This window comes from Bacillus sp. Brlt_9, assembly GCF_051948935.1.
In the GTDB taxonomy this organism is placed as follows: Bacteria; Bacillota; Bacilli; order Bacillales; family Bacillaceae_G; genus Bacillus_A.
In genome coordinates, this window is the sequence record NZ_JAYJLO010000010.1 from 38,033 (window position 1) to 53,527 (window position 15,495).

A 15,495-nucleotide genomic window follows, 5' to 3' on the forward strand; every position below is an offset into this window, starting at 1 on the left:
AGAATAAATTCTCCCGCTTATTATATCAATAAATACATTTCATATTGTGCTAAAGAATTCTTTTCAAATCCGGATTTCTTTAAAAATCCTTCTAGTAAATTGTTATTTGGAAATCCAATTGATAAACTTTCTAAATTCAACTCATCTCTTGCTACTTGTAATAATTTTGATCCAATACTACGATTTCTATAATCTTTGCCTACGAAAATAAAACTAATTTTACCTTGTTCATTCATACATATGGCACCTTTTAAATCATTATTGACATATGCGCCGTAAAATGTATGATTTGTTTTTTCGATATAATCCATATCATTTTGCCAATTTATATGGAAGTGTAACCATTTCTGAACTTCAAGTTTAAAAGATATAAAATCTAATTGTTTTACTTCAATTCCCTTGCAGTCTTTATTTATTATTTTAGTCATATCTTTTAAATTATAATAAGATAGATCGTACACTTTTTCATAGCCTAATTTCGTATAAAAATGAATCGCTCGGTCATTACCTACAATGACTTCAAGGAAAAGTTGCTTACACTCATTTTGAATCGCCTCTTCTTTATGCAGTTCAAATAACTTTTGACTCACACCAATACCGCGGTAACTCGGATGAACCGCTAATGTTCCGCAGCGCATTGTTTTTATACTTTCATAAACCTTAATACCACTAAGTATTACACCAACTGGCTTGTCACCATCTAAAGCAAGAAACGAGTGTTCTAACGAATTCCCTTCTGCTCCAAAAAATCTTTTTATAAAATCTTCTTTTGAAACTTCCATCTTAATAATATAATCTGAAAACCCATCCCTAAAAGCCTCATACACTAAATCTATATTTACTTCACTACACCTTTTGTATTGAATCATATAAAATTATCCCCCACTCACTCGTGTTAAACTTAACATACAAATACATATAATGTACTAATTCCACTTTCCCCATCATTCTTTAACTTTTAATTCTATCCCTTAATTTGAAATGAACGGACACTTCCCTATATATCTCTCACTATTTATTTCTTTTATAACAAACGATGCAATATCACCATTTTGTATTTTGATTCCTGGCATATCAACTAAACTCTCTTTTATATTTCCAATACCATTTCTATCTATAACAAATGGTAATCTAACAATTGTCCAATCTACATCACTACCTTGAATAGTTTGCAATTCTTTATATTTATCTTGCATCATCTTTGGTAAAAACAATTTAAATAAGGTAGCTCCTATTTTATTTACCATTCCCTTCTGATCTCCCGTAACATTTAAAGAACCTCCGGAAATTACAATATATCTTTTTATTTCAAATTCTTTCATTACTTCTAAAATATGCTTCGTTACTGTGCTAAAAATATAAGATTCATTTTTTGGTTGACCTACCGCATTAATTACAGCTCGACACCCTTTAAGTAATTTGCGTATTGAAGCAAAATCACGTGCATCTCCATTAATAATCTCTAAATTTTCATTTTTTATTTTGATATTATTAGAGTTTCTTGTTAATATTTTCACTTGATATCCCTTTTCTAACGCTTCGATTACAAGGAATTTTCCGGCTTTTCCGTTTGCGCCCAAAATAGCTATTTTATTTGTACTTTCCAATATTAACCCCTCTTACTATCTATTATTTACTACATTAATCTCATACACACGTAAAAAAGCAATTAAATGCTCGCACGCTCGTTCACATGCTAACATTTTATAGATTTTTTGTTCCTCTTTCGTTTTATCATTCGCTTGATCTGAAGCAGCTTTTAAACATAGAAAAGGTTTTTTATTGATTTGGCACACATAAGCGAATGCTGCGACTTCTTGATCAACCGCTAACGCTCCATATACAGTATGGAGTAAATATCTCATTTCTGAACTACGGATACGTTGATCTCCAGATAAAAATGTACCGAAATGAATCGGATCATAAGATCGTATCTTTTTTACTCTTCTTACAAGTGACTTTGTTGTTTCAATAGGTGCTGTTCTACCATTATATAAATTAAAAACATCTTCCCCCGAACCAGCAGCAGTAACGTCATGTTGTATTGCATTAAGGGCTACTACAATATGACCATTTTTCACCTTATTTGATAGACTTCCGCATATCCCTGTCATAAACAACTCATCTGGCTGAAACTCACTAATTAATAATTGTACACAACTAGCACAACTTACTTTGCCAACTCCAGTTATAACGGAGATAACTTCCAAATTATTCATATAATGAAAATGAAATTCCCAAGCTGCTCGTTTTTCAATACGTTCACTTGGATAATATTGATGCAAATACGTAAGTTCTGGTTCCCATGCGGATACGATTGCAATACGTTTCATTACACGCTTCACTTCCCCTATTGTTATCATGTAAATACTTTATCTATACCTTCTCGTTCATAATCTGGAATCCACTCTTTATATTTCTCATATAAATTTCGTATTGTTTCTTTATTCTTCACAATTACTTCACATCCTCTATCATCGTATATAAACATGATAATATCTTTCGTTACATTTATAAAAAATACATCTGGATAAGAAACCTCTTTTTTGCGTCCAAAACGAGGATAAAGACCTGGAAAATTTTCATGATTCACAGTTTGAATAAGCGGTATATACTTTATATCGCAAGCAAAACATTTTAGTGAAAATTGATAAGTACAATACAAGTCAGCTTCTTCTTCAAATAAAAAGGTATTGTTTCTTGCCTTATATGATACTTTAACTCTCTATTATGAATAAAACGTCTATATATATTAATTTTCTGCGGATTTTTCACATTTTCCTTTATAAATCGATAAACATTTGTAACTAAAAATACTTCATCTTCTTTTGAAAATATATCTTCAAATAAGTGATTATTATATATATTAAGTTGAGAGAAATATTCCATATTTAAATCATCGGTTCTTTCGACATTTGGACATTTCCCTTTCCAAAAATGAAAATGCAAATGATGTTTCCACTGAAAGTATATATGTGGTACTAATGTAACTCCAGGAAATGTTTGATTCATATATTCTTTTAATTGCATTCTTATATCCTTTCTACTCTACAATCTCTTTTAACTGCCAATATGCATCTTCTAGCCACGGATGTAAAACTTTCAACGTATCTTTTCTATCCCATAAATATGAAATATATGCAAAAGCAGCATGTTCTAAAGATTTTTCTAATCCTTTTTTTATTTCTACTAAATATGATGGTGTCCCATTTTGATCCCATTCTATTTTATCAGCAACAAATAACACTAAATCCATCTTCGTTGCATGTTTACGCAGTGTAGTATGACAACTAATGGCATTTAAAATTTCTTCATCTTCCACTTTAAATATCTCTTTTGCAATTACTTTCGATATCTTTTGATGAATTATCATTGGGAATTCTCGTTCTTCTTGTAATATCTCTATTCCAAATTGCTCAGCAACTGCAATCCGATCTTCATTCGGAAAAATTGCACTAATATCATGTAAATATGCTGCAATCCCTGCCTTTGCTTCATTTACATGATACTTAACTGCAATTTTACGAGCTTCATTTGCAACCCGAATTGAATGTTTATATGTGAGTTCTTTATTATATTTTAATAGAAAAGCTTTTATATCATTTTCAATTTTCCCAGTTGGAATAAATGAATAAATATTCTTATATAACATCGTAAGTCCTCCTTTTTCTTAACTCTCAATATAACGTTGTATTTAAATATTCTTTTTATTTGTATTCGTTATGAATGTTTTAATCCCTTTTTTATACGTTACATGAAATTTTATGGGGAATCATTGCTACAAAATACATAAATGTTTGATATTATAGTAATGTTAATGATTTGTAAGGAAAGGAACTACATAATGAATAAAAATATATTAATTATTGATGATGATAAAGAAATTGTAGAGTTGCTTGCTGTTTATTTGCGAAATGAAGGCTATAACATTTATAAAGCATACGATGGCGATGAGGCATTGCAAATGATTTCTACATATGAAGTTGACCTTATGATTTTGGATATTATGATGCCAAAACGAAATGGATTAGAAGTTTGCCAAGAAGTTCGTGAGAATAATACTGTACCTATTCTTATGCTGAGTGCAAAAGCCGAAGATATGGATAAAATATTAGGTCTTATGACAGGTGCCGATGATTATATGATTAAACCATTCAATCCATTAGAATTAGTAGCTAGAGTGAAAGCTTTACTGCGAAGATCATCTTTCCAAAATGCAACGTCTCAAAAGAATGAAGATGGTATTATTCATATTCGTTCCGCTGAAATACACAAACATAATCATACAGTTAAAGTAAATGGAGAATACATTAAACTTACATCTATTGAATTTGATATTTTATATTTACTTGCGAGTAATTCGGGAAGAGTATTTAGTTCCGAAGAAATTTTTGAACGCGTTTGGAATGAAGATGGTTATGGTTCAAATAAAACTGTAATGGTCCACATTAGTAATTTACGGGATAAACTTGAAACAGGAATGAATGGAGAGAAGTTTATTCATACTGTTTGGGGAGTAGGATATAAAATTGAGAAATGAAGCATTTGATATATTAAAAGATATCCCAAAATGGAAGTTGATTTTTTGGTTTATGTTAGCAATTACACTTACTCCTATTACTGAATTAATTGTATATCGCCTTGTTACGAGTGTAATTGAAAGTTCACTTACGTTAAGTGAACTCGGCAAAGAATTCATTAGAATTTTCGGATATGAAAAATATAAAGGAATAAGGGAATCTCTATGGATGATGATTGTATCTTATTTATTTTTATTTTCTATTTTCTCATCCTACCTATACATTTTTTATCGTCATGAAAGAAAGCTATACTATGAAACTTGTATTAAAAAAATGATAGAAGAGATTCGTTATATTGCAGATGGAAACTTCAATCATAAAGTTTCTATCGTAAATCATAATTATCTGGAAGAGTTAGCGACCGGGGTTAATCACATTGTTGAACAATTGAAAGTCTCAATTGATGAAGAGAGACAGGCGGAACAAGCTAAAAGTGAATTAATTACAAATGTATCGCATGATTTACGTACTCCTCTTACGTCTATAGTTGGATACGTAAATTTAATCCACCATGATAATTATAGAGATGAAGTGGAATTACGCTATTACATACAAGTCATTTACGATAAAGTAACACGTCTTAATGCATTAATGAATGACTTGTTTGAATATACACGTGTTCAAAATAAAGAGTTAAGCTTATATTCTGTTCCCATTGATATCGTAGAGTTACTTGGACAATTAACTGTTCAATTCCGTATACAAGTTCAAGAAGCTAATATAGAATGTCGACCTTCTTTTCCATCTCAAAAACTCATGGTATTAGCTGATGGAGACAAATTAGTTCGCGTATTTGAAAATCTAATTATTAATGCTATCGCTTACGGTAACGACGGTGGATATATCGACCTTGCTGCCTATGAAAGCAATAATATGATTACTATAGATATTACGAATTACGGCCAACCTATTCCTAGTACGGATTTACCTCATATTTTTGAACGTTTTTATCGCGTTGAAAAATCTCGCTCTACGAACACTGGTGGATCTGGACTCGGATTAGCAATTGCAAAAAGTATTGTTGAATTGCATAAAGGAACAATTGAAGTATATAGTGATGATAAAAAAACAACTTTCACTGTAAAACTACAACAATATAAATGTTAATAGAACTTAACTTTAGGTCCAATTCCTTATCATATAAGGAATTGGACCTTTCATTTTCCATTAACATCCAAAATTTAATAATCCTTTATAATTCTTTAGAAATTCTTTACCTTTTCTTTCTTCCTAATTAAGCATTCCTTTTTACAATATTATTATCGAGGTCATAATAGGAGGATCACTTATGCAATTCTTGAAAAAATTCACAATTTTATTGTTATCTTTTGTTATTACAGTACTTATCGTTTTATATTTTTATCTTTATGTAAATGGTCCAATTATTCAAGCTAAATCAGCTATTTTAATAGATGCTAATTCAGGTGAAGTTGTTTATAAAAAAAATGAAGAAATTCCTATACAGTCAGCTACTTTATCTAAATTAATGACAGAGTATATCGCAATGGAACAACTGAATGAAGGAAAAATACAATTAGATGAATTAGTAAAAATAAGTAACGAAGTTTTCCGAGCAGAAACGAGTCCTATACAAGTAACTTCGGAAGATAAAACGACAGTTCGCGATTTACTTCATGCATTGTTTTTGACAGGGAATAATCGTTCCGCACTTGCCCTTGCAGAACACATTGCTGGAAACGAAGATAACTTTACACTTTTAATGAATGAAAAAGCAAAACAACTAAAGTTATCACAACCATCCCCGTTCCTAAATGCTACTGGTATGAATAACGATACAAATAAACAATCAAATACAACAGCGATAGATGTAGCGAAACTAGCGACACAACTAGTAAAAGACTTTCCAGATGTATTGAATATTACGAAACTAACCTCTTACCAATTTACCTTCAAAGATTCAAAAGTTTTCAACACAAATAAAATGATTTATTCCCTTAATAAAAACATTAATCTCCAAGGTGTTGACGGCTTACAAACTAGTTTTTCAACTAATGGTAATTATAGTTTTGTCAGTACCGCAAAACGAGGAGATACTAGACTCATTTCAGTAATATTAGACGCCGAAAATGAAAACAGTACGTTTATTGAAACAAAAAAGTTACTTCAGTACGGCTTTGATCCTTCTTCTTACTCTGCACTCCAAGCGTTTAAAGATGCTGTTACATCTTGGGCAGTTTTGCTTCAGTTTGAAAATTTGATTATACAAACATTGTTGATTTTCTTCATTATAACAATTTTAATGTTCTTACATATACGTCAGAAAAAATCCGAGGATTTCAACTAGGAAATCTTCTTATATATAAAAAACGGCTTGCATTTACAGTGCAAGCCGTTTTCTAAATCTATAGTCCTCTCCCAATTAAATTCGCTGAAACAGGCTGCAACTTCTTTCCTTGAAATACTTTTGAATACATTTTAAAATCATCAACTTGTATATATTCCTCTATACATTTAACCATGGACGATCACTTCTCTCCGATAAAGTTCTTCTTCAATTTGATTAATTATTTCATCTATAGATAAAGATCCATCCAAAACAATATCTGAATTTGGCTTTACAGTATGAAGCGCCTCCAAATAGCCTTTTCTAGCATATGTTATATAATGCTTTAAATCATTATGTATTTCACTCATTGTTTCTTCCTTAAAATCTCGCAAAATTCTTCTAGCCATCGCAATATCTAAAGGCGTATCGATAAATATAGTTACATCAATGAACTGTCGCATTTCACTATTTAAGTATGCAAAAGGATAATCTACAATAATATAATCTACATTACTATCTCGTATAAGATGCTGAATATCCTTAATTAATGGTGTGAGTACCCATTCATTATAATTTGCTCCATCATCAATCCATTTACAAATATCAGCAGGACAGTTATCAAAGTTATAGCTATCAAAATATAGAGCTTTTGAATTCATTAATTTATGAGTTAATCTTTCAGTAACAGTAGTTTTACCTCCTCCTGAAACAGCTGCAATTGTAATGATTTTCGTCTTTTTATTCATCATTTTCCCCCAATCCCCTTTTAATTAACATAATATAATTATAGAAAACAATTATATTTTAGCTCTCCATTCATATTCTAACATACTCATTTCCCATAAATTCCAATACGTTTCCCCTACTTTTTTTGAATCCCTTAATAAACCTTCTTTTACAAATCCTATCTTTTCATAACAAGAAATGGCGGACGTATTAAAATCATAAACACCAAGTGTTACTCTATGTAGTTTTAATTCTCCAAATGCAATATGAAGTACTGCTTTCATCATATGTTTCCCTATAGAACGTCCTCGCATTTTCGTATCACCAACTAGTACTTTTCCAATTCTTGCAGATCTATTTATATTATCAATTTGTCCAAGTGAAATATGACCAATTACTTCTTTGCTATCTTCATCTATTACTTTGAATGCAAGTGTATTTGTACTTTCTATATATTGTTCTAATTGCTGATCATTTAAAGGATATGTAAATGCATTTCCTGACCATTGTATTAAAAATTCTTCGGAATTAATCCAATTTATTAATTGTTTGAAATCGGATCTTTTTAAGGGTTCTAATTTAATCAACTCCATTCTCCTTTCATACACCATTCTATATATCCTCAAACTTATTTCTATATATAAAATATATTCTCCTTTTATACGAAATGAAAATAAAGCCATTCATAAGAATGGCTTTACAAAAAACATAGCCTAATTATGCTTTATTTGCTACATCGACACCGTTAAAATCAAACTCAGCAGTAACCGTTGTAACAGGTGGGAAAATTGCTTCAATTTTACAAATGGAAATAATTACTCCAACCGATCCAGGAATAGCTGCAAGCTTAACTACATCACAACTTACAGACGAAACAGTACCTACATAAGTACGTCCCTCTGTATTAATTTGAACTGTTCGATTAATTAATTTCTTAAGTTCATCTCTAATTCCTTGTACACAAGAATTATCACATTTCTCATGCTGTTCTTTTTTACACTCTTCGAATACTTCCCAACAATCATCCTGTTTACATGTACACTTCTTTTTACAATTATTAAATCGAGAACCCAATACCTCACCCCCTAATCCTTTCTATTAGTAAAGTATGTCCACTAGCTTAAAAGGGTACGAGGCAAACACATAGAAAGAAAAAAACAAACGATTGTACTAAACTCTTCTTTCATTATTAACTATAAAAACATACCTCTCCTAATTAACAGCTTGTTTCATTAGACGCCGTGAATTTAGTCCTACTTCATTTAATGTTTAAGCACCACTTTCTAAAACAAATCTTTTTTCTTTTAAATAAGTCGCCCCTTAAAGGTGCCCAGATTTCCTCTTCGCTTCACATATACATAGACTTTGTTTGCATTAATATAGTATATTTTCCTTCGCTATTATGAAATATACATTCAGAAAAACGTACTTGAAAATAAGATATTATTTGTAATCAGAACGCTTTCTTCAACAAGTGTTTATTGAACAATATCATAAATAATAGTTCTCTCCACTTTCTCTTAAAAATTAGCATAGTTTGTATGAACTCTATATCGAGTAGAAAACACTCTATCATATAAAGATAAAATAGTAGGTTAATAAACAAGCCATTTTTTTATTAAAACATAGAATAATATGAACACTATTGAAAGGAGGTAGAAATGAATGTCCTGGAAAAATGATTGCTGGAGTTCTCAAAAAAAGCATTGTTGTAATGATTGGTGGAAATCTAAAGAAAAGCATCATTGTGATGATGATTGGAGTTCTCAGAAAAAGCATTGTAATGATGATTGGTGGAAATCTAAAGAAAAGTGTCATTGTGATGATGATTGGAGTTCTCAGGAAAAACATTGTAATGATGATTGGTGGAAATCTAAAGAAAAGTGTCATCGTGATGATGATTGGAGTTCTAAACGAAATAAGTGTCGTTGTAAATGTTTCTTTATTTGTTGCCATTGTAAAAAGAACAATTGGTAATATTTTCGATGTCAACTTAAAGGTAAGAATATGTCTTTTGGAACCAATCGGGCTTTTCCGGAAAGTTGATCCCACACCTACTTCCTTGCTTTCGCTGAATTTTGAGGTGGGGGCATTACTGCCCGGCAAATAGCGAGATAAATACTAGAATGTAATATATAAAAAGCTGACTGAGTATAGTCAGCTTTTTATATATGAACACGTAAAGGTTTAAACAGACATTTAAGCAGTCACGCTTTGTCTTCACCTTGTTGTTGTAAATTAGTATTTCTCCATTGAATAAACATCCCATAATATCGTATTTAGATTAAAACTATAAAACATACTTAACACCAATAGTAGAATTTTTCTTCTTCATCAACTGCACTTCTTCTCTTTTCATAAAAATAAAAAAGGAGCACTATTTATATAGAGCTCCTTTCTAACTTTATAATTTACTAGACTGCAACCCCTGAATAAACGGAACTACTTCAGGATTTACAAGTGATGATAAATCACCTAATTCTTTCCCTAAGTAAGCAGCTTTAATGACGCGTCGCATTACTTTAGAATTACGTGTTTTCGGTAAATCCTCTACAACGTGAATATCTTTTGGACATAATGCTTTTCCAATATGAGAGTTTACTAAACTCATTAATTCTTTCTTTAATTCTCCTGTAAATGTTACATTATCTCTTAATACTACAAAACAATGACAAACTTCACCTTTTACATCATCTGGTACACCAATCGCAGCAGCTTCTATGACGTCATTATGCTTTACAAGAATTGATTCATATTCAGCAGGTCCGATACGTTTCCCAGCAATGTTTAACGTATCATCTGAGCGTCCTGTAATAATATACTGCTCACCATCATAAATTACCCAGTCACCATGAACCCATTTATTTTCAAAACGTGACCAATATGTGTTCACATAACGTTCATCGTCTTCCCAGAAACTCTTCGTCATACCAACCCAAGGTTTCTCTAAACATAATTCCCCAACTTCATCACGAATTGGATTACCTTGATCATCGAGCACTACCGCTGCCATTCCTGGTAAAGAAGCGTTAAAGCTTATCGGTGCAATCGGTTTAATGAGGACGTTTCCGAAAATCCCACCAGAAATTTCAGTTCCGCCTGAGTAGTTACAAATCGGCACAATACTTTTTCCAACCGTTTCAAATAGCCACATCCAAGGGTCTGGATTCCAAGGTTCACCTGTTGAAGCAAATACCTCTAAACTCTTAAGCGAATGTTTATTTACATACTCATCACCTTTTGCCATTAACGCACGAATTAATGTTGGTGATATACCGAGATGTGTAATTTCATATTTATCAACTGTCTTCCATAAACGATCTGCCTCCGGGAAGTCAGGTACGCCTTCGTACATAACCATCGTTGCTCCATTTATAAGAGAGCCGAATAGTAGAAATGGTCCCATCATCCATCCCATATCAGTTACCCATAATACGCGGTCGCCTTGTTTGATGTTCATCCCAAAACCTGCATCAAATGCAGCTTTCAAAGGGAAACCAGCATGTGTATGTACTGTTCCTTTCGGTTTCCCAGTTGTACCTGATGTATAAATGAGCATTAATGGATCATCACTATGCATTTCTTCAGCATGTACAAATGGCTTTTCTTTTTCTAACGTGCTCCATGAAAAATCATAATTATGCGGTGTAAATTCATTTCCCGCATGTCGAACAATAACAACTTTTTCAACAGTTGGACAATGTTCACACGCCTTATCTACTTCGTCTTTTAATGAGACAACTTTACCTCGGCGTGAAAAACCATCTGCAGTAATGATCATTTTCGATCCTGCAGCTTGCACACGTGTCATGACTGCATCAGACGCAAATCCTGAGAATATTGGTGAAATAATTGCTCCGATTTTCATTACAGCTAGCATCGCAACAACTGTTTCTGGAATCATCGGCATATAAATTGTTACACGGTCACCTTTTTCAATACCCGCATGTCTCAAACCGTTTGCAACTCGACTTACCCAGCTATCAAGTTCTTCATATGTAAATGATTTTGAAGTTCCATTTTCCCCTTCATACTGAAGTGCTGGTTGTGTTCTTGTTTCATCATCTGCAAGCCAGCGTGATAAAACCGATTCTACAACGTTACATGTTCCGCCATTATACCACTGTGCAAACGGCGTACCATTTTCTAGATCTAGCACTTCTGTATAAGGTTTCATCCATTGATAGCCAACCGCTTTCTCAGCTTCTCCCCAAAACCAAGCTGTTTCTTCAATAGATTTATTATAAAACGTTTCATAATCTTCATAGCCCAATGATTTCATCCAACCATATAAACGTGTTTTTTCCTTATACTCTTCTGTTGGAAACCAAACTGCTTGTTTCAATGTTTTCCCCTCCTTGACTTTTTGAGCAAGAAAGCCCTAAATAGGGCTTTTAAACTGGATAAACAGGATGTTTACGATCCGTAAATACTTGATATTTACTCATATACATTTCGAATCGTCCTTTTAACTCTTCTCTTAAATTGTTTGGATGAACTATACCATCAATGACCATTTCTGATGCTAAATGGTAAATATCAATATCTTTCTTATACTCTTCTCGTTTTTCAGCAATGAAGCTATCACGCTCTTCTTCTGGTAAAGCTGCAATCTTATTTGCATATACAGCATTAACCGCCGCTTCTGGACCCATTACCGCAATAGAAGCTGTCGGTAATGCAAGGCAGCAATCTGGTTCAAAGGCTGGACCTGCCATCGCATATAAACCAGCACCGTATGCTTTACGAACAACGATAGAAATTTTCGGCACAGTTGCTTCACTCATTGCAGAAATCATTTTTGCGCCGTGGCGAATGATACCAGCACGTTCTACTTTTGTACCAATCATAAATCCAGGTACATCTGCAAGGAATAATAATGGAATATGATATGCATCGCATAAATTAATAAACTTCGCTGCTTTATCAGCTGAATCGTGGAATAATACGCCGCCTTTCATTCGCGGTTGATTTGCAATAATACCAACTGGCTTACCATCAATACGTGCTAAACCTGTTATTAGTTCTTGAGCAAATAATTTTTTCACTTCATAGAAAGAACCTTCATCAATAACTCTATTAATGAGATCTTTCATATTGAAAGGAGCATTTTGATTTTCTGGAATGATTTCTTCTAACGTTTTATCGAATTGTTTCGGTTCTTGAGGTGTAACCAATGGAGTCTTTTCTAAGTAGTTATTTGGAAAATATGAAATGTATTGTCTTGCTTGTGTAATCGCATCTTCTTCTGTCTTACATAAAACATCTCCGCATCCTGATACAGAGCAATGCATACGAGCTCCGCCCATCTCTTCTAACGTTACCTTCTCACCGATAACCATCTCAGCCATACGAGGAGATCCTAAATACATAGATGCATTTCCCTCTACCATCATTACAACGTCACAAAAGGCTGGAATATAAGCACCACCAGCTGCAGAAGGTCCAAATAACAAGCATACTTGAGGAACTTTACCTGATAATTTTACTTGATTATAGAAGATTCTTCCTGCCCCGCGGCGCCCTGGGAACATTTCAACTTGATCAGTAATACGTGCTCCAGCAGAGTCAACTAAATAAAATAACGGAACACGTAATTTTTCTGCCGTTTCTTGAATACGCAAAATCTTTTCAACTGTACGTGCGCCCCATGATCCTGCTTTTACAGTTGAATCATTTGCCATCACACATGCTGTGCGACCATGTATTTTACCCGTTGCAGTTATAACACCATCAGCAGGTAATCCTGTTTGTTCACAATTTGCAAATAATGCATCTTCTACATATTCACCATTATCAAATAAAAGAGCTAAGCGATCTCGAACGAATAGTTTACCTTTCGCTTTGTTTTGTTCATGATATTTTGGTGCGCCGCCTTGTTTAATCGTTTCAACTCGTTCTTCAAATGTATTCGATTGTTGTTTTTGGTCTAACATATTTACTCCCCCTTATACATTGGTGTGCGTTTTTCCTTGAATGCCTGTAATCCTTCTAATCTATCTTTCGTATGGATTACACCTTCATACGCTTGTTTTTCCATTTGTAATCCGGTATGTAAATCAACTTGAATACCGTTTGAAATTGCTTCTTTTGCTAATCGAACAGCAATTGGACCATTACTAGCAATTCTCTCTGCCATTTCAATCGCTTTCTCTTCAAGTAAATGAGCTGGTACAACGAATTCTACTAGACCATATTCTTTCGCTTCTTGCGCCGAAATGCGTCTGCCTGTATAAATTAATTCTTTTGCTCTACCAACACCAATTAATCTTGGCAAACGCTGCGTACCACCTGCTCCTGGTATAATTGCAAGAGTAGTTTCAGTAAGACCAAGACTTGCAGTGTCTGAAGCAATTCTAAAATCACAAGCTAAACTTAATTCCGTGCCACCACCAAGTGCAATTCCATTTATAGCAGCAATAACTGGTTGTGGTAATTGTTCAACCATTTCCATAGTAGTGCGAATCATACTAACAGCATGACGAACTTGTTCTTCATTCATGCCAGCACGTTCTTTTAAATCAGCACCAGCACAAAACGCTTTTTCACCAGCCCCTGTTAAAATAACTACACGAGTATTTGACTCTTCACTTATTTGAGTTAGTATGTTTTGTAATTCTTCTAATAACGCTAAAGATAATGAGTTTGCTTGTCTTTCACGATATAATGAAATCTTTACAACGTGAGGTGTTACATAATCAACTGAAATGTTTTGTAATTGTAGCATCTTCTCACCTACTTATCGTTTTATGTTGAAGCGCTCTATACACATGACTCGGTAATTGGATATTTAATTTACTTTGAATAAATTGACTCGCTCTCAATAACTTCTCTTCATCAATATTCGTTTGTACCCCTAACTTATGGAGCATATGAACTAAGTCATCAGTTGCAACGTTTCCTGATGCTCCTGGTGCATATGGACATCCCCCAAGGCCACCACAAGAACTATCAAACGTTGTAATACCATATTCTAACGACTTAACTACATTTGCTAAAGCCATACCATACGTATTATGGAAGTGCATTGCAAACTGCGAAGCATCATATTTCTTTAATAAAAGCTCTAATACTTGCTCTACTTGTAGTGGATTTGCTACTCCGATTGTGTCGCCAAGAGATACTTCATAAATGCCGTATGAAAATAGTTGATTACATAATTCGTCAACTGCTACGAGACTTATATCCCCTTCATAAGGACATCCAAATACAGTAGAAACATAGCCTCTTACTTTTTTCCCTTCGAATAATGCCTGTTTTGTTATATCTTCAATTACAACTAATGCTTCTTTAATTGATTTATTAATATTACTTTTATTATGAGATTCACTTGCTGATAAAAAAACATTCACCTCATCTACATTTTGCAAAAAAGCTCGTTCCAAACCATTTTGATTTGGAACAAGCGCTGCATATGTAACATTCGGATCCCTTTTCAGCTCAGAAAACACATCATTTGCATCTGCTAATGCAGGGACCCACTTAGGGTGAACGAATGAGGAAACTTCAACGTACGATAATCCAGCCTCTGTAAGTAGTTGAATCCATTTTACTTTATCTTTTGTGCCAACAATCTTTTTTTCATTTTGTAAGCCATCACGTGGCCCGACTTCTTTAATGACAGCAAAATTAGGTAGTTTCAATTCGCTTCCCCCTATATCTCCCTATTCAATTTCTAGTAATACATCTCCTTCATTTACAAAATCGCCTTCTTGCACATTAATTTTCATAACTGTGCCAGCTTCTTCTGAAACGATTGGAATTTCCATTTTCATAGATTCCAAAATGACGACATCCTGCTCTTCCTCTACTGTATCTCCTACTCCTACAACAATCTTCCATACATTTCCTGCCATCGATGCATATACTTTCGTCATCATTTTTTCCCCCTTAATATTGTTA

General features: G+C 33.3%; 16 protein-coding genes and 2 pseudogenes. 4 read left to right on the forward strand and 14 right to left on the reverse strand.

Annotated features, from left to right (window positions below):
- Positions 1-20: 20 nt before the first annotated feature.
- The 5 genes and pseudogenes from VF726_RS26420 to yqeK form a co-directional block, all read right to left on the reverse strand.
- Positions 21-869 (reverse strand): GNAT family N-acetyltransferase, encoded by an 849-nt coding sequence (locus VF726_RS26420; protein WP_440173151.1) that lies wholly within the window; start codon positions 867-869, stop codon positions 21-23.
- Positions 870-971: 102 nt separating this feature from the next.
- Positions 972-1,607, reverse strand: coding sequence for an SDR family oxidoreductase (locus VF726_RS26425; protein ID WP_440173153.1), 636 nt, complete (start codon positions 1,605-1,607; stop codon positions 972-974).
- Positions 1,608-1,622: 15 nt separating this feature from the next.
- Positions 1,623-2,360 carry a phosphorylase family protein gene (locus VF726_RS26430; RefSeq protein ID WP_440173314.1) on the reverse strand — a complete coding sequence of 246 codons (738 nt, stop codon included), beginning with the start codon at positions 2,358-2,360 and terminating at the stop codon, positions 1,623-1,625.
- A pseudogene (locus VF726_RS26435) lies at positions 2,360-3,030 on the reverse strand (DUF3885 domain-containing protein). The gene VF726_RS26430 and the pseudogene VF726_RS26435 overlap by 1 nt, the downstream one beginning before the upstream one ends.
- Before the next feature lie 13 nt (positions 3,031-3,043).
- Complete coding sequence (gene yqeK / locus VF726_RS26440) at positions 3,044-3,652, reverse strand: bis(5'-nucleosyl)-tetraphosphatase (symmetrical) YqeK (protein WP_440173155.1); 609 nt, start codon at positions 3,650-3,652, stop codon at positions 3,044-3,046.
- Positions 3,653-3,844: 192 nt separating this feature from the next.
- Here yqeK and VF726_RS26445 point away from each other — a divergent pair, with 192 nt between their 5' ends.
- From VF726_RS26445 to VF726_RS26455, 3 genes are all read left to right on the forward strand, one after another.
- On the forward strand, positions 3,845-4,540 hold the full coding sequence (locus VF726_RS26445) for a response regulator transcription factor (RefSeq protein ID WP_440173157.1): 696 nt from the start codon (positions 3,845-3,847) through the stop codon (positions 4,538-4,540).
- Positions 4,530-5,687, forward strand: coding sequence for a sensor histidine kinase (locus tag VF726_RS26450; protein ID WP_440173159.1), 1,158 nt, complete (start codon positions 4,530-4,532; stop codon positions 5,685-5,687). Before VF726_RS26445 ends, VF726_RS26450 begins: the two co-directional genes overlap by 11 nt.
- Positions 5,688-5,868: 181 nt before the next feature.
- Positions 5,869-6,885, forward strand: coding sequence for a D-alanyl-D-alanine carboxypeptidase family protein (locus tag VF726_RS26455; RefSeq protein ID WP_440173161.1), 1,017 nt, complete (start codon positions 5,869-5,871; stop codon positions 6,883-6,885).
- Between the two features lie 88 nt (positions 6,886-6,973).
- On the opposite strand, the pseudogene VF726_RS26460 reads toward VF726_RS26455, so the two are convergent.
- The 4 genes and pseudogenes from VF726_RS26460 to VF726_RS26475 all read right to left on the reverse strand — a co-directional run.
- Positions 6,974-7,060 (reverse strand): annotated as a pseudogene (locus tag VF726_RS26460) (alpha/beta hydrolase); the annotation flags it as partial.
- On the reverse strand, positions 7,053-7,613 hold the full coding sequence (locus VF726_RS26465; RefSeq protein WP_440173162.1) for a hypothetical protein: 561 nt from the start codon (positions 7,611-7,613) through the stop codon (positions 7,053-7,055). The gene VF726_RS26465 and the pseudogene VF726_RS26460, both read right to left, overlap by 8 nt.
- 51 nt (positions 7,614-7,664) lie before the next feature.
- Positions 7,665-8,204 (reverse strand): GNAT family N-acetyltransferase, encoded by a 540-nt coding sequence (locus VF726_RS26470; RefSeq protein ID WP_141525978.1) that lies wholly within the window; start codon positions 8,202-8,204, stop codon positions 7,665-7,667.
- Between the two features lie 106 nt (positions 8,205-8,310).
- On the reverse strand, positions 8,311-8,667 hold the full coding sequence (locus VF726_RS26475; RefSeq protein ID WP_000535574.1) for a hypothetical protein: 357 nt from the start codon (positions 8,665-8,667) through the stop codon (positions 8,311-8,313).
- Positions 8,668-9,238: 571 nt separating this feature from the next.
- On the opposite strand from VF726_RS26475, the gene VF726_RS26480 reads away from it, so the two are divergent.
- A complete protein-coding gene (locus VF726_RS26480; protein WP_440173164.1) occupies positions 9,239-9,703 on the forward strand; it encodes a hypothetical protein in 465 nt (154 codons plus the stop codon).
- Positions 9,704-9,997: 294 nt separating this feature from the next.
- Here the strand turns inward: VF726_RS26480 and VF726_RS26485 are convergent, their stop codons facing one another.
- The 5 genes from VF726_RS26485 to VF726_RS26505 are packed head-to-tail and all read right to left on the reverse strand — an operon-like array spanning position 9,998 to position 15,473.
- The gene (locus VF726_RS26485) at positions 9,998-11,938 is read right to left on the reverse strand and encodes an AMP-binding protein (RefSeq protein ID WP_440173166.1); all 1,941 of its coding nucleotides are present in this window, start codon (positions 11,936-11,938) and stop codon (positions 9,998-10,000) included.
- 49 nt (positions 11,939-11,987) lie between these two features.
- Positions 11,988-13,529 carry an acyl-CoA carboxylase subunit beta gene (locus VF726_RS26490; RefSeq protein WP_000886752.1) on the reverse strand — a complete coding sequence of 514 codons (1,542 nt, stop codon included), beginning with the start codon at positions 13,527-13,529 and terminating at the stop codon, positions 11,988-11,990.
- A 2-nt stretch (positions 13,530-13,531) separates the two neighbouring features.
- Positions 13,532-14,320, reverse strand: a complete 789-nt coding sequence (locus VF726_RS26495) for an enoyl-CoA hydratase (protein WP_440173168.1) — start codon at positions 14,318-14,320, stop codon at positions 13,532-13,534.
- 4 nt (positions 14,321-14,324) lie between these two features.
- The gene (gene mvaB / locus VF726_RS26500) at positions 14,325-15,236 is read right to left on the reverse strand and encodes a hydroxymethylglutaryl-CoA lyase (RefSeq protein ID WP_440173170.1); all 912 of its coding nucleotides are present in this window, start codon (positions 15,234-15,236) and stop codon (positions 14,325-14,327) included.
- Positions 15,237-15,257: 21 nt separating this feature from the next.
- A complete protein-coding gene (locus VF726_RS26505) occupies positions 15,258-15,473 on the reverse strand; it encodes an acetyl-CoA carboxylase biotin carboxyl carrier protein subunit (RefSeq protein ID WP_001985297.1) in 216 nt (71 codons plus the stop codon).
- Between the last annotated feature and the right edge of the window lie 22 nt (positions 15,474-15,495).

Coding starts and splice junctions, on each gene's coding strand:
- VF726_RS26420 (WP_440173151.1), bottom strand. CDS start 869: ATGATTCAATACAAAAGGTGTAGTGAAGTAAATATAGATTTAGTGTAT.
- yqeK (WP_440173155.1), bottom strand. CDS start 3,652: ATGTTATATAAGAATATTTATTCATTTATTCCAACTGGGAAAATTGAA.
- VF726_RS26445 (WP_440173157.1), top strand. CDS start 3,845: ATGAATAAAAATATATTAATTATTGATGATGATAAAGAAATTGTAGAG.
- VF726_RS26455 (WP_440173161.1), top strand. CDS start 5,869: ATGCAATTCTTGAAAAAATTCACAATTTTATTGTTATCTTTTGTTATT.
- VF726_RS26465 (WP_440173162.1), bottom strand. CDS start 7,613: ATGAATAAAAAGACGAAAATCATTACAATTGCAGCTGTTTCAGGAGGA.
- VF726_RS26470 (WP_141525978.1), bottom strand. CDS start 8,204: ATGGTGTATGAAAGGAGAATGGAGTTGATTAAATTAGAACCCTTAAAA.
- VF726_RS26490 (WP_000886752.1), bottom strand. CDS start 13,529: ATGTTAGACCAAAAACAACAATCGAATACATTTGAAGAACGAGTTGAA.
- VF726_RS26495 (WP_440173168.1), bottom strand. CDS start 14,320: ATGCTACAATTACAAAACATTTCAGTTGATTATGTAACACCTCACGTT.
- VF726_RS26505 (WP_001985297.1), bottom strand. CDS start 15,473: ATGATGACGAAAGTATATGCATCGATGGCAGGAAATGTATGGAAGATT.